Genomic DNA, 14108 nt, shown 5'->3' on the forward strand with positions numbered 1-14108 from the left:
CAACCGCTGCCTCAAGCGCTACATCGCCCGACAGCTCTACCGCATCATCACCACCCACCACCGCACCGCCACTTGACAACCCCACTCACAGATCGGCGAGGCAAGGGCGAGGGCGGGCGGGGCGGGGCGGGGCGGGGCGGGCGGGGCGGGGCGAGCGGGTTACGGGACTGCGTAGGTGAGCAGGGGGGTGCCGTCGGCTCGCTGGAGTTCCACGCTGACCAGCTCCGCGTCGGTGAAGCGGGTCATGCCGGTGAACACCAGGTCGTCGCCGGGCGCGGCGAGCCAGGAGCCGATCTGTTCGCTCGCGCCGCTCGGGCCCTTCGCCACCAGCCGGAACGGATACGCCTTGCCGTAGCTCGTCCGCGCGTCGTACCCACAGTGCATGGTGATCTCGGTGCCCCACTTGCTGCCGGTCAGACCGATGTCGGCGTGCACCGGACCGGCGAGTGCCACCGGCCGCATGGCGACCATCGACACCTGCGGAGCGGGCCGGGAGGTGCCCTGCGCCCCCGGGTCCGGCGGCGGGGCGACCGGTCGGGGCAGCACGGCGGCCGTTCCCACGCCGACCACCAGGGCCAGCGCGGCGGCGGCCAGCGTCGTCAGGGCGTACCGGCGACGGGTCCTGGTCCGTTCGCGGCGCCGGCGCGCCCGGGCCTCCTCGAGCAGCGCGGGCGCCCGGGGCGCGGTCGGCGGTGGCAGGAACTGTTCCAGGCCCGCCGGGTCGAGGCGGCCGAGGAGTCCCGGTAGGACGGCGATCTCGGCGACGGCATCCCGGCACGAGGCACAGCCGGCAAGATGCCGCTCGTAGGCGGCCCGCTCGGCGGGGGCCAGGGCGCCCAGCACGTACGCGCCGTCGTCGTGCGCGAACTCGCACCGGGTCATCCCGTCACCCCCATCTCGGCCAGGACCAACCGTAGTGAGCGCAGCGCATAGTGGGTGCGTGACTTGACGGTGCCCGGCGGCACTCCCAGCCGCGACGCCGCCTCCGCCACCGACCGCCCCTGGTAGAAGCACTCCACCAAAACCTCACGGTGGGTCGGGCTGAGCCGGTTCAACGCCTCGGCGACGGTCCACGCCTCGACGGCGCGCTCGGCCTCGTCGACGACCTCCGGCGGCTCGGGAATCTCGTCGGTGAACACCTCGCCGACCCGCGTGGAGCGTCGACGCCAGGCGTCGATGGCCAGGTTGCGAGCGGTAGTGAACAGCCAGGCCCGCACGGAGCCGCGTCGTGGGTCGAGGGCCTCGGGATGCCGCCAGGCCCGCAGCAGCGTCTCCTGCACCAGGTCCTCGGCCCGCTGCCGGTCGCCGTTGACCAGCCGCAGGGCGTGTGCGTACAGCGCCTCCGCGTGCTCGTCGTGCAGCGCCCGCAGCAGTTGGGCGTCATGGTCGCTGATGGCGGTCTCCTCACTTCCGGCGCGGGTCCGGCGGTGCGTCCGCCCGGGAATACGTGTGGTGACGCCGAACGGTTCAGCCCGAGGTCAGACCACTGGCGGCCGGGCAGGTGTTCACGCCTGGTTCATATCGCGGCCGACGACCGCTCACCGCGTCCTCCTAGCGTCCGGCTGGTACGCCGCCTGTCGCGCCACCCACTCACCTGGAGGCCTCCCCCATGAGCGACCGTCCCCGGCTGCTCCCGCTGTTGACCGGCAAGCGCCACGGCACCCGTGACGCCATGACCTGCCTCTACCGCTGCGGCAACGCCTGTGACCACCCCGTACCGAACACGTCCGAGAACGCGTACTTCGGTGACGTGGTGGACGCGGAGGTCTCCCGGCGCGGCGTGGTCCGGGCCGGCGCGGTCGGCGCCCTGGTGCTCGGCTTCGGCGGCGCGGCGGTCGGCGCGCTGGCCGGCGCGGCCCCCGCCAGCGCGGCCCCCACCACCCCGGACGTGCCGGAGAACTTCGGCTTCGGCCGTCCCACCACGGGTGTCGGCAGCGGCGCGCTGACCTTCAAGCCCATTCCGCCGAACAAGCTGGACACCCTGGTGGTGCCGAACGGCTACGACCACGCCGTGGTGATCAAGTGGGGTGACCCGGTGCTGCCGGGCGCGCCGGCGTTCGACCTGCACCAGCAGAGCGCCGCCGCGCAGTCGAAGCAGTTCGGCTACAACAACGACTTCGTGGGTGTGCTGCCGCTGGACAAGCAGGGCCGGCGGGCGCTGCTCGTGGTCAACCACGAGTACACCAACGAGGACCTCATGTTCCCCGGGTTCCCCGGCCTGGACGGACTCTCCATGGAGCAGCTGCGCACCGCCATGGCCGCGCACGGCATGTCCGTGGTGGAGCTGGAGCGGGTCGGCGGCACCGGGCAGTGGAAGCCCGTGGGCAACGGCCGCCGGCCGTACAACCGGCGGGTGACCGCGCTGAGCACCAAGTTCGACCTGACCGGCCCGGCCGCCGGCTCGGCCTGGCTGAAGACCGCCGCCGACCCCAAGGGTCGTACGGTCGTCGGCACGCTGAACAACTGCTCCGGTGGCGTCACCCCGTGGGGGACCGTGCTCTCCGGCGAGGAGAACTTCAACCAGTACTTCGTGGGCGCGGACGCCGCGCCGGCCGAGCTGAAGCCGAAGCTCGACCGGTACGGCATCAGCACCGCCAGCCGCTACCCCAGCGGCAGCCGCAAGTGGGAACGCGCCGACGAGCGTTTCGACCTGGCCAAGCACCCCAACGAGGCGCACCGGTTCGGGTGGGTCGTCGAGATCGACCCGTTCGACCCGGAGAGCCGTCCGCGCAAGCACACCGCGATGGGCCGCTTCAAGCACGAGGGCGCGAACGTCATCGTCGCCAAGGACGGCCACGTGGTCGCGTACATGGGCGACGACGAGCGGTTCGACTACCTGTACAAGTTCGTCTCGGACAAGAAGTTCCTCAAGGGCAACTCCTGGGCCGCCCGCAAGCACAACCTGACCCTGCTGGAGTCCGGCACGCTGTACGTGGCGAAACTCGACCAGACCAGCGCCGCCGAGATCGACGGCTCCGGCACGCTCCCCTCCGACGGAGCGTTCAACGGTCGGGGGCGCTGGATCAAGCTGGTCAGCGGCAACAAGTCGTTCGTCGACGGGATGACCGCCGCCGACGTGCTCACCTTCACCCGGCTCGCCGGTGACAAGGTCGGCGCGACCAAGATGGACCGTCCCGAGGACGTCGAGCCGAGCCTGCTGACCGGCAAGGTGTACGTGGCGCTGACGAACAACACCGACCGCGGCAAGGCCGGCAAGGCGGCGGCGGACGAGGCCAACCCGCGCAACGCCAACAAGCACGGGCAGATCCTGGAGCTGGTCGAGGACCGCGACGACAACACGTCGGAGACGTTCGCCTGGTCGCTGCCGATCGTCTGCGGCGACCCGACCGACCCGTCGACCTTCTTCTCCGGGTACGACAAGACCCAGGTCTCGCCGATCTCCTGCCCGGACAACGTCGCCTTCGACGCCACCGGCAACCTGTGGATCTCCACCGACGGCAATGCGCTGGGCAGCAACGACGGCCTCTTCGCCACTGCCGTCGAGGGTCCGGAGAAGGGCCACCTCAAGCAGTTCCTGACCGTGCCGATCGGCGCGGAGACCTGCGGCCCGTTCATCACCGGCGACAACCGCTCGGTGTTCGTCGCCGTGCAGCACCCGGGCGAGATCACCGGCGCCTCGGTGGAGAACCCGGCCTCGAACTGGCCCGACGGCGACTACGCCAAGCCGGGCGTGGTGGTCACCTGGCGTCTCGACGGCGGCCCGGTGGGCAGCTGACGTTCCCCTGGCGGTTCGGCGCTGGACCGCCCCGAGAGGCCCTCTCCCAGCCCGGGAGAGGGCCTCTGGCGCATCGGGCGGGTCAGTGGTCGGCGGCGATGCCGTCGGCGACCGTACGGGCGACGGTGAGCAGCTTCGCGCGTACGACCCGGGCGGAGGTCATCATCTCGCTCGCGGGCAGGGCGCAGGCCAGCACGACCCGACGTTCCATGTCCTTGTCGGGTGCCACGAGCACCGCCGCGCACGCCACCCCCTGGCGGAACTGTCCCAACTCCAACTGCATCCCCCGGCGGTCACCGGCGGCCAGGTCGGCCTCGAACGTCTCGGTGGCGGTCAGCGTGGCGTTGGTGAAGGGACGCATGCCGTACTCGCGGAGATAGCGGAAGCGCTGCTCGGCGGTCAGGGTGGCGAGCAGGGACTTGCCGAGAGCGGTCGCGTGGGCCCCCTCGTCGAAGCCGGGAACGAGATCTTCCAGGTACGGCGAACGGTGCCCCTCGGCCACCGCCGTGATGGCGACCTGACCGCCCACGAACCGACCCAGGAAGTGGCTGTAACCGGTGTCGACTGCCGCGCGTCGCAATGTCTCGCCGACCACCGGCGGCCCACGGAACGCGGTCACCAACTCGCGGTAACGGTCGGCCACCTCGAGACCCACGATGTACGTGCCGTCCTCGCGACGGATCACGTAACCCTCGTACGCGAGGGTGCGGACGAGGTGGTAGGTGGTGGCCACGGTCAGCTCACACCGTCGGGCGATCTGCTTGACGGTCAGGCCCTTCGGGGCACGACCGACCGACTCGAGCACCCGCAGTGCTCGGGACACGCTGCGGATCAGGTCCGAAGGTTCTGCCAAGGGGTCGCGCACAACCACCTCCGCCGCCGGGGACTTACACCATATGAAAAACAGGCCGCGTGCGAAATGCCTGTTCGGGTCGAGGATGCCAGATCACCATCCACTCCTCGTACACCAGTGGTCACCAGGAGTTGCCTGAGCGCGACTCGCGTAGGTTTGCCGCACGATGACCGACACCGTCCTCACCCCCGCGCGCGTCCGCACCCGCCCCATCCGGGCCAGCGCCGGTGCCGTGGTCACCACCGTGGCCTGCGTACTGCCCGTCTTCCTGCTCGGCGGCCTCGCCGTCCAGATGGGTACGGATCTGGGCTTCTCCCCCGCCGGGCTGGGCCTGGCCGTCTCCGTCTACTTCGGCGTGAGCGCGCTGGCCTCGGTGCCCTCCGGACGCCTCGTCGAGCGGTACGGGCCGGCGCTGGTGGCCCGCTGCGGCATCGTGCTGGCCTCCGGGTCGATGCTGGCCGTGGCAGCGCTCGCCCGCTCGTACGAGATGCTGCTCGCCCTGCTGGCGCTCAGCGCCGCCGCGAACGCCCTCGGCCAGCTCGCCAGTAACGCGGCGCTCGCCGAGCACGTTCCGCCGAGGAGGCAGGGCCTGTCGTTCGGCGTCAAGCAGGCGGCGATCCCGGTCTCCACGCTGCTGGCCGGCGCGGCGGTGCCCACCATCGCGCTCACCGCCGGCTGGCGTTGGGCGTTCGTGGTGGCGGCAGTCGCGGCGCTGACCACACTGCCGGCCGTACCCCGGGAGGTGTCCGGTCGTGCGCGTCGGGCCGACGGGACGGGCGGAGGCCGGGCCACGACGGCCCTGGTGGTCGTCGGCGCGGCGGCGACGTTGGCGGCGGGCGCGGCCAACGCGCTCGGCACCTTCCTGGTCGACTCGGCCGCCGCCCGGGGCCTCTCGCCGGGTCTCGCTGGCCTCACCCTGACCCTGGGCAGCGCGGTCTGTGTCGTCGCCCGGGTGGGCGCCGGCGGACTGGCCGACCGGCGGGCCAACGGTCACGTCGCGCTCATCGCCGCGATGCTGGTGATCGGGGCGGTCGGGCTGGGCCTGCTCGCGGTGGCCGGCCCGGTGCCGCTGGTGGCGGGCGTGGTGCTCGGGTTCGGCCTGGGCTGGGCGTGGCCCGGCCTCATGAACTTCGCGGTGGTCCGGCTGCACCCGCAGGCTCCGGCCGCCGCCACCTCGATCACACAGACCGGGGTGTACGCGGGCGGCTGCCTCGGCCCACTGAGCCTCGGCCCACTCGCCGCCCACCTGGGCTACCCGACGATGTGGGCCACGGCCTCGGTGTCGATGCTGCTGGCCGCCGCCCTGATGCTGACCGGCAGCCGCCTCCTGAGAACCCCGCGCCCCTGAACCCGGCGATCATGAAGTTGTTGCCCGATCACCCGCGTGTCGGGGCAATAACTTCATGATCGACGAAGCTGGAGGGGTGTGTTCGTCAGCTTGTGCGGTCGGCGATGTAGTCGCAGAGCGACTCCAGGGCCTGGCGGGACGAGTTCGCGGGGAGCGGGGCCAGACAGGCGCGAGCATCCTCGGCGTAGCTGCGTACGGTCTCCCGGGCACGCTTGAGCGCCGGGCTCTCCCGCAGCAGCCCCAGCGCCTCGGCGTGCAGCGCGTCGTCGGTCAACGGACCGGTCGCCAGGATCTCCCGCAGCCGCACCGAGGAGGCGTCGGAGTCGTCGGCCGCACGGGCGTAGAGCACCGGGAGCGTCGGGACTCCCTCGCGCAGGTCCGTGCCGGGCGTCTTGCCCGACTGCACCGACTCGGACGCGATGTCGAGCAGGTCGTCGGAGAGCTGGAAGGCGACACCGATCGTCTCGCCGTACCCGGCGAGCGCCTCGACGTACTCCGCCGGAGCGCCACTGAACATGCCGCCGAAGCGGGCCGACGTGGCGATCAGGGAGCCGGTCTTCTCGGCGATCACGTTCAGGTAGTGCACGACCGGGTCGTCGCCGGCACGCGGCCCCACCGTCTCGGCGATCTGCCCGTGCACGAGCCGGGCGAAGGTGCGCGCCTGCAACCGGACGGCCTCCGGACCCAGGTCCGCCGCGATGTCCGCGGCGCGGGCGAAGAGGTAGTCGCCGACCAGGATGGCGAGCGAGTTCGTCCAACGCGAGTTGGCGCTCGGTGCGCCCCGCCGCACGTCCGCCTCGTCCATCACGTCGTCGTGGTAGAGGGTGGCCAGGTGCGTGAGCTCCATCACCACGGCCGCCGGGACCACCTGCGCGCCCGTGGGATCGCCGAACTGGGCGCCGAGCGCCACCAGCAGCGGCCGGAACCGCTTGCCCCCGGCGTCGAGAAGGTGCCGGGCCGCCTCGGAGACGAACGGGTCGGCGCTGGCCACACTGGCACTCAGCTCGACCTCGACCGCTTCCAGCAGACCCAGCACGGATGCCTCGACGCGGGGATCGGCGAGATGAAGGCCGAGCGCGCCGAACTGACTCATGCTCGCCCGACCCCGGCGACCGCCGGAACCGGTGGCACCTGAACGCTCGCCAGCCGGAATCACCACACCATCAACCATGCCACACCCGTTCTACCTGCTCCGGCTCGGGGATACGCACCGGGGGCCGGCACGCTGTCGCGCGCCGGCCCCCGGTGGTCGAGCCACGTCTCACCGCACGAATTCGGCGGCTCCGGTAGCCAGGTCGAGCAGCGGCGCCGGGGCGACACCCAGCGCCAGGGTGGCCAGCACGCCGATCATCAGGGCGGCGGAGGTGAGCCCGCCCGGCACGGTCACGGTCGGGGTGGACTCGCCCGGCTCGGACAGCCACATCATCACCACGACCCGCAGGTACGGGAACGCGAGCACCATGCTGGTCAGCACACCGGCGATCACCAGCCACGCCTGACCGCCCTCCAGGGCCGGCCCGAAGATAGCGAACTTGCTGGTGAATCCGCTGGTCAGCGGGATACCGGCGAAGGCCAGCAGGATGAACGTGAACAGCGCGGCGAAGAACGGCGAGCGCCGGCCCAACCCCGCCCACCGGGACAGGTGGGTGGCCTCGCCGTCCGCGTCCCGGACCAGGGTCACCACGGCGAACGCGGCGAGCACCGAGAAGCCGTACGCGACCAGGTAGAACATCGTGCCGGACAGCCCGTCCTTGCTCGGGGCCAGCACGCCGACCAGCAGGTAGCCGGCGTTCGCGATCGAGGAGTACGCGAGCAGCCGCTTGATGTCGGTCTGGGTGACCGCGAGCACCGCGCCGATCAGCATGGTCAGCACCGCCACCGCGCCGAGAACCGGGGTGAAGTCCCAACCCCCGCCCTCGAACGCGACGTGGAAGACGCGCAGCAGGGCGCCGAACGCGGCGACCTTGGTGCAGGCCGCCATGAAGCCGGTGACCGGGGTCGGCGCGCCCTGGTAGACGTCCGGGGTCCAGACGTGGAAGGGGGCCGCGGCGGCCTTGAAGAGCAGACCGATGGCGAGCAACGCCATGCCGGCGAAGAGCAGCACCGGGCTGGCCGGAGACTCACTCACCGCCGCGTTGACGGTCGCGAAGTCGACACCGGCGGAACGGCCCGGAACACCTGCGGTGAAGCCATAGATGAGGGCCACACCGAACAGGAAGAACGCCGAGGCGTACGCGCCGAGCAGGAAGTACTTCATCGCCGCTTCCTGGCTCAGCAGCCGCCGGCGGCGAGCCAGCGCGCAGAGCAGGTACAGCGGCAGGGAGAAGACTTCCAGCGCGATGAACATGGTCAGCAGGTCGTTCGCCGCCACGAAGATCAGCATGCCGCCGATGGCGAACGTGACGAGCGGGTACACCTCCGTGAGGCCGTTGCGGCCCTCAGCCTGCTTCCGGTCGTCGGCCGACTCGGCAGTCACGGCGGCCTGGGCGACGAACGCGCCGCCCCGCTCGACGGAGCGGTCGCCGATCAGGAGCAGCGCCATGGCCGCCAGCACCAGGATCGCGCCCTGGAGGAACAGCGTCGGTCCGTCCACCGCGATGGCCTGACCGGCCGTGATGAGCCGGTCGTCGGCGTTGAGGACCACCATGGTCAGCGCGGCGAGCACGGCCAGCAGTGCCAGCGTCAGCTGCACCAGGTGGCGCGAGCGCCGGGGCACGAAGGCCTCGACCAGCACGCCGAGCAACGCGGTGCCCAACATGATCAGGATCGGGGCGAGCGCCGCGTAGTCGAGCGACGGCAGTTTCAACTCGGTCACTGTGCCGACCTTTCGTTCGCGACTGCGGGGCTCCGCTCCGCTGCACTCCTCGCGCTCACCGATGCCGACCTTCCGTTCGCGACTGCGAGGCTCGCAAGCTCACTCCTCGCGCTCACCGGCCTGCCTCCTGGAGAGTGCCGCCCACCGACGGCGGGGGGTCGGTCCTGCCGATGTCGTCCATGGTCGCCTGGACGGCCGGGTTGATCACGTCGGTGACCGGCTTGGGGTAGAAGCCGAGCAGCACGATCAGCGCGATCAGCGGGGCGACCACGACCTTCTCCCGCAGGCTGAGGTCCCGGCGCATACCGTCGACCTCGGTCAGCGCCGGGTTGAGCGTGCCCTGCGTGGTGCGTTGCACCATCCACAGCACGTACGCCGCCGCCAGGATGATGCCGAGCGTGGCGATGACCGCCACCGGCTTGTTCACCGTGAACGTGCCGATCAGCACCAGGAACTCGGAGATGAACGGCGCCGTCCCCGGCAGGGCGAGCGAGGCCAGACCGGCGAAGAACAGCACACCGGCGAGCACCGGAACCAGCTTGCCGGCCCCACCGAAGTCACTGATCAACGCCGAGCCACGCCGGGCGACGAGCATGCCCACCACGAGGAAGAGCAGGCCGGTGGCCAGGCCGTGGTTGAGCATGTAGAGCACCGCGCCGGTGCCGGCCTGGGTGGTGAACGCGAAGATGCCCACCCCGATGAACCCGAAGTGCGCGATCGAGGTGTACGACACCAGCCGCTTGAGGTCGTTCTGACCGACCGCCAGCAGCGCCGCGTAGATGATGCCGATCACGCCCAACGCCAGCGCCCAGGGCGCGAACCACTTCGACGCCTCGGGGAACAGCGGCAGGCAGTAGCGCAGGATGCCGAACGTGCCGACCTTGTCCAGCACACCGACCAGCAACGCGGCGGCGCCCGCCGGGGCGGCGCCACCGGCGTCCGGCAGCCAGGTGTGGAACGGGAAGAACGGGGCCTTGATCGCGAACGCGAGGAAGAAGCCGAGGAACAGCCACCGCTCGGTGCCGGTGCTGATGTCGACCTGCGAGAGCGCCTGCCAGTCGAACGTCTTGCCACCGACCACCCACAGGCCGATCACCGCGGCCAGCATGAACAGGCCGCCGACCAGCGAGTAGAGGAAGAACTTCACCGCCGCGTACTGCCGCTGGTGGCCGCCGTAGCTGCCGATCAGGAAGTACATCGGCACGAGCATGACCTCGAAGAACACGTAGAACAGGAAGACGTCGGCGGCCGCGAAGACGCCGATCATCGTGCTCTCGAGGATCAGCAGCAGCGCGAAGTAGACCGGGATGGACCGCTTGGACGACTCGGCGTCGTGCCAGGACGCCAGGATCACCAACGGCACCAGCACCGCGATCAGCATCAGCATCACCAGCGCGATGCCGTCGGCGGCGAACGTGAAGCTGACACCCCAGTTCGGAATCCAGGTGTACGACTCCCGGAACTGGAACCGGTCACCGCCGGCGTTGAAGCTGACCCACATCACCACCGAGAGCACCAGTACCAGCAGCGACCAGGCGAACGCCACCTGCTTGGCCAGCTCGGGCCGGTGGCGCGGCAGGAAGGCCACCACCAGAGCGCCCACCAGTGGCGCCACGGTGAGCACCGAGAGGAACGGGAAGTTGGACATTATGCGGCCTTACCTCCGTGGTGGATGCGTGGTCCGCCGGCGGGGGCGGGCGCATTGAGGTCGATCACGCCAACCACCCCGCCTGCACCGCGAGGAACGCCGCCATCACCAGCAGCGCGCCGGCCAGGATCGAGGTGGCGTACGAGCGGACGAAGCCGGTCTGCATCCGCCGGAGTCGACCCGAACCGCCGCCGACGGCGGCGGCCAGCCCGTTGACGAGACCGTCGATGCCCCGGTTGTCGAGGAAGACCAGCGCCCGGGTGAGGAAGATGCCCGGCTTCTCGAAGACCGCCTCGTTGACGGCGTCGGTGTAGAGGTTGCGTCGGGCGGCGGTGACCAGGATCCCGGCCGGCTGCGGCGCGGTGGCCGTGCCGGCCCGGAACAGGAACCAGGCCAGGCCGGCGCCGAGCACGGTGACCAGCAGCGACAGCGTGGTGATCACGAGGTGCGAGAGGACCGGCTCGTGCTCCGCGTGCTCGCCGCCCAGACCGGCGGTGGACGTCAGCCAGTCCGGCACGGAGGTGGAGAGCAGGAAGCCGGCGCCGACCGAGCCGATCGCCAGCAGGATCAGCGGGACCGTCATCAGCTTCGGCGACTCGTGCGGGTGCTCGATGTCCTCGGTCCACCGCTTCGGGCCGTGGAAGGTGAGCACGAACAGCCGCGTCATGTAGAACGCGGTCAGGCCCGCACCGAGCAGCGCCGCACCGCCGTAGAGCCAGGCGGTCCAGTCCTCCCGCTCGAAGGCGGCCACGATGATCGGCTCCTTGGAGAAGAAGCCGGAGAACGGGAACATGCCGATGATGGCCAGCCAGCCCATCATGAACGTCAACCAGGTGACCTTCATGTACGACGACAGCCCACCGAAGCGGCGGATGTCCACCTGGTCCTTCATGCCGTGCATGACCGAGCCGGCGCCCAGGAACATGTTGGCCTTGAAGAAGCCGTGCGCCAGGAGGTGCACGATGGCCAGCGCGTACGCCCCACCGCCGAGGCCGACGCCGAGGAACATGTAGCCGATCTGGCTCACCGTCGACCAGGCGAGCACCCGCTTGATGTCGTCCTTGGCCGCGCCGATGATGCAGCCCATCAGCAGGGTGAGCGCGCCGACGCTGACCACCACGAGCTGGAGCGTCGAGTTCGCGGAGAAGATCGGGTTGGAGCGGGCGATCAGGTACACGCCGGCGGTGACCATGGTGGCGGCGTGGATGAGCGCCGACACCGGAGTGGGGCCCTCCATCGCGTCCGGCAGCCACGCCTGCAACGGGAACTGGCCGGACTTACCGGCCGCGCCGAGCAGCAGCAACAGGCCGAGGACCAGCACGGTGGTGCCGGTCAGCGAGCCGACGCCGTTGAAGACCTCGTCGTACTGGGTGGTGCCCAGGGTCGCGAACATGATGAAGATGCCGATGGCGAGGCCGGTGTCACCGACCCGGTTCATCAGGAACGCCTTCTTGCCGGCCGTGGCGGCGCTCGGCCGTCCGTACCAGAAGGAGATCAGCAGGTACGACGCCAGACCGACGCCCTCCCAGCCGAAGTAGAGCATCACGTAGTTGTTGCCGAGCACCAGCAGCAGCATGGCGGCGACGAACAGGTTGAAGTACGCGAAGAACCGGCGGCGACCCGCGTCGTGCGCCATGTACTCGACGGCGTACAGGTGGATCAGGAAGCCGACGCCGGTGATGAGGAGCACGAAGACGGCGGCCAGCGGGTCGAACAGCAGGCCGAAGTCGACCCGCAGGTCACCGACCGCGATGAAGTCCCACAGGCTCAGCTCGACCGACTTGTTCTCCAGGCCCCGCAGCTGGAAGAAGGACGCCAGCCCGAGCACGAACGCGGCGCCGATCGCCGCGACGCCCAACCAGTGCCCCCAGCGGTCGGCCCGCCGACCGAGCAGCAGCAGGATGGCCGCGCTGACCAGCGGGATCGCCACCAGCAGCCAGACGCCCCCGAGCAGCCCCGTGGCCTGGGCGTATTCCACAGTCTCTTCCACCGGTGGACCCCTTTAGTACTTCAGCAGGTTGGCGTCGTCGACGCTCGCCGAGCGTCGCGTCCGGAAGATGGCCATGATGATCGCGAGGCCGACCACGACCTCGGCGGCGGCCACCACCATCACGAAGAACGCCATGATCTGGCCGTTGAGGTCACCGTTGATCCGGCTGAAGGTGACCAGCGTCAGGTTGGCCGCGTTGAGCATCAGCTCGACACACATGAACAGCACGAGCGCGTTGCGCCGGACGAGCACCCCGGCGGCGCCGATGGTGAACAGCACCGCCGCCAGCACCAGGTAGTAATCAGGAGTCACCGGTCGGTCCCCTTCAGAGTGGTCTCCTGCGCGGTCAGCTCACGCACCGGCAGGATGTCCGGCGTGCTCCGCTCGGTGAGCCGGCCGTCCGGCAGTCGCGCCGGGGTGGCCACCGAGGAGGAGGTCGCGAAGACGCCGGGGCCCGGCTTAGGGCCCGGGTAGTTGCCCGGCGCGAAGCGGGCCCGCATGGTCGCCGGCTGGTCCATCTTGTCCTGCTTGCGCCGCTCGACGTGCGCGAGCACCATGGCGCCAACCGCCGCGGTGATCAGCAGCGCCGAGGTCAGCTCGAACGCGAAGACGTACTTCGTGAACAGCAGGCGGGCGATGCCCTGCACGTTCCCCTCCGCGTTGGCCTCGTCCAGGCCAACCGCCGTGGTCTTTTCCATCGCGTTGTAGAGCGCGGTGCCGACCAGACCGGCGAAGCCCAGCCCCAGCACGATCGCGGCGACCCGCTGACCGCGCAGGGTCTCGATCAGCGAGTCGGACGCGTCCCGACCGACGAGCATCAGCACGAACAGGAAGAGCATCATGATCGCGCCGGTGTAGACGATGATCTGCACCATGCCGATGAAGGGCCCGGCCTGGAGCACGTAGAACACGCCCAGGCAGAGCATGGTCAGCACCAGCCAGAGCGCCGAGTGCACCGCGTTGCGGGCCGCCACCATCCCGATCGCGCCGATCAGCGCGAGCGGCGCGAGGATCCAGAAGGTGACCTGCTCGCCGCCGGACACCCCGCCCGCCGCGGCGAGCACCGTAGACGTGGTCATGCGTTCTCTCCCTTGCCGACCGCCGCACGCTGGGCGGCCTGCTCGGCGCCCGGGAACGTCACGCCGGGGTGCTCCTCGACCTGGTAGCGGCCGGGGCCCATCGGCGACGTCTCGGCACCGGCGGAGGTGCCCGGGTTGTCCAGCGCGCCGACGTAGTAGTCCTTCTCGCTGTCACCCAGCCGCATCGGGTGCGGCGGCTGCTCCATGCCCTCCAACAGCGGGGCGAGCAGCTGCTCCTTGGTGAAGATCAGGTCCTGTCGGTTGTCCCGGGCCAGCTCGTACTCGTTGCTCATGGTGAGCGAACGGGTCGGGCAGGCCTCGATGCACAGTCCGCAGAAGATGCACCGCGCGTAGTTGATCTGGTAGGTGCTGGCGTACCGCTCACCCGGCGAGAAGCGCTGCTCGTCGGTGTTGTCGCCGCCCTCGACGTAGATCGCGTCCGCCGGGCAGGCCCAGGCGCACAGCTCGCAGCCGATGCACTTCTCCAGGCCGTCCGGGTGCCGGTTGAGGATGTGCCGCCCGTGGTAGCGCGGCGCCGACACCGGCGGCTTGAACGGATAGTCGGTCGTGACGACCTTCCTGAACATGTGCGAGAAGGTGACACCGAATCCCTTGAACGTTCCGGTGATCGCGCCCACG

The 14108-nt window shown here is 70.3% G+C and carries 12 protein-coding genes; 2 read left to right on the forward strand and 10 right to left on the reverse strand.

The window, feature by feature from the left end:
- Positions 1 to 159: 159 nt before the first annotated feature.
- Positions 160 to 882: a zf-HC2 domain-containing protein gene (locus tag ABZ272_RS03170; RefSeq protein WP_355048256.1), complete on the reverse strand. Its 723-nt coding sequence runs from the start codon at positions 880 to 882 to the stop codon at positions 160 to 162.
- Positions 879 to 1394, reverse strand: coding sequence for a sigma-70 family RNA polymerase sigma factor (locus ABZ272_RS03175; protein WP_355048766.1), 516 nt, complete (start codon positions 1392 to 1394; stop codon positions 879 to 881). The genes ABZ272_RS03170 and ABZ272_RS03175 overlap by 4 nt, the downstream gene beginning before the upstream one ends.
- A 215-nt stretch (positions 1395 to 1609) precedes the next feature.
- On the opposite strand from ABZ272_RS03175, the gene ABZ272_RS03180 reads away from it, so the two are divergent.
- A complete protein-coding gene (locus tag ABZ272_RS03180) occupies positions 1610 to 3736 on the forward strand; it encodes a PhoX family phosphatase (RefSeq protein WP_355048257.1) in 2127 nt (708 codons plus the stop codon).
- Between the two features lie 82 nt (positions 3737 to 3818).
- Here ABZ272_RS03180 and ABZ272_RS03185 read toward each other — a convergent pair whose 3' ends face one another.
- A complete protein-coding gene (locus tag ABZ272_RS03185) occupies positions 3819 to 4601 on the reverse strand; it encodes an IclR family transcriptional regulator C-terminal domain-containing protein (RefSeq protein WP_355048258.1) in 783 nt (260 codons plus the stop codon).
- 154 nt (positions 4602 to 4755) lie between these two features.
- Here ABZ272_RS03185 and ABZ272_RS03190 point away from each other — a divergent pair, with 154 nt between their 5' ends.
- Positions 4756 to 5937: an MFS transporter gene (locus ABZ272_RS03190; protein ID WP_355048259.1), complete on the forward strand. Its 1182-nt coding sequence runs from the start codon at positions 4756 to 4758 to the stop codon at positions 5935 to 5937.
- Between the two features lie 85 nt (positions 5938 to 6022).
- Here the strand turns inward: ABZ272_RS03190 and ABZ272_RS03195 are convergent, their stop codons facing one another.
- The 7 genes from ABZ272_RS03195 to nuoI form a co-directional block, all read right to left on the reverse strand.
- Positions 6023 to 7108 carry a polyprenyl synthetase family protein gene (locus tag ABZ272_RS03195; protein WP_355048260.1) on the reverse strand — a complete coding sequence of 362 codons (1086 nt, stop codon included), beginning with the start codon at positions 7106 to 7108 and terminating at the stop codon, positions 6023 to 6025.
- A gap of 90 nt (positions 7109 to 7198) precedes the next feature.
- The gene (gene nuoN, locus ABZ272_RS03200) at positions 7199 to 8752 is read right to left on the reverse strand and encodes an NADH-quinone oxidoreductase subunit NuoN (RefSeq protein WP_355048261.1); all 1554 of its coding nucleotides are present in this window, start codon (positions 8750 to 8752) and stop codon (positions 7199 to 7201) included.
- Between the two features lie 112 nt (positions 8753 to 8864).
- Positions 8865 to 10400 (reverse strand): NADH-quinone oxidoreductase subunit M, encoded by a 1536-nt coding sequence (locus ABZ272_RS03205; protein ID WP_355048262.1) that lies wholly within the window; start codon positions 10398 to 10400, stop codon positions 8865 to 8867.
- Positions 10401 to 10464: 64 nt separating this feature from the next.
- Entirely contained in the window at positions 10465 to 12390 is a 1926-nt protein-coding gene (gene nuoL, locus ABZ272_RS03210) for an NADH-quinone oxidoreductase subunit L (protein ID WP_355048263.1), read from the reverse strand.
- Positions 12391 to 12402: 12 nt separating this feature from the next.
- The gene (nuoK, locus tag ABZ272_RS03215; RefSeq protein WP_355048264.1) at positions 12403 to 12702 is read right to left on the reverse strand and encodes an NADH-quinone oxidoreductase subunit NuoK; all 300 of its coding nucleotides are present in this window, start codon (positions 12700 to 12702) and stop codon (positions 12403 to 12405) included.
- Positions 12699 to 13469 (reverse strand): NADH-quinone oxidoreductase subunit J, encoded by a 771-nt coding sequence (locus ABZ272_RS03220; protein WP_355048265.1) that lies wholly within the window; start codon positions 13467 to 13469, stop codon positions 12699 to 12701. Before ABZ272_RS03220 ends, nuoK begins: the two co-directional genes overlap by 4 nt.
- Positions 13466 to 14107 (reverse strand): NADH-quinone oxidoreductase subunit NuoI, encoded by a 642-nt coding sequence (gene nuoI / locus ABZ272_RS03225; RefSeq protein ID WP_355048266.1) that lies wholly within the window; start codon positions 14105 to 14107, stop codon positions 13466 to 13468. The genes ABZ272_RS03220 and nuoI overlap by 4 nt, the downstream gene beginning before the upstream one ends.
- Position 14108 lies beyond the last annotated feature (1 nt).

Source organism: Micromonospora sp. NPDC005979 (assembly GCF_040614415.1).
Taxonomy (GTDB): Bacteria; Actinomycetota; Actinomycetes; order Mycobacteriales; family Micromonosporaceae; genus Micromonospora.

Bases quoted from the DNA above. Each gene is read 5' to 3' on its own strand.
- ABZ272_RS03170 (WP_355048256.1), bottom strand. From the start codon at position 882: ATGACCCGGTGCGAGTTCGCGCACGACGACGGCGCGTACGTGCTGGGC.
- ABZ272_RS03180 (WP_355048257.1), top strand. From the start codon at position 1,610: ATGAGCGACCGTCCCCGGCTGCTCCCGCTGTTGACCGGCAAGCGCCAC.
- ABZ272_RS03190 (WP_355048259.1), top strand. From the start codon at position 4,756: ATGACCGACACCGTCCTCACCCCCGCGCGCGTCCGCACCCGCCCCATC.
- ABZ272_RS03195 (WP_355048260.1), bottom strand. From the start codon at position 7,108: ATGGTTGATGGTGTGGTGATTCCGGCTGGCGAGCGTTCAGGTGCCACC.
- ABZ272_RS03205 (WP_355048262.1), bottom strand. From the start codon at position 10,400: ATGTCCAACTTCCCGTTCCTCTCGGTGCTCACCGTGGCGCCACTGGTG.
- ABZ272_RS03220 (WP_355048265.1), bottom strand. From the start codon at position 13,469: ATGACCACGTCTACGGTGCTCGCCGCGGCGGGCGGGGTGTCCGGCGGC.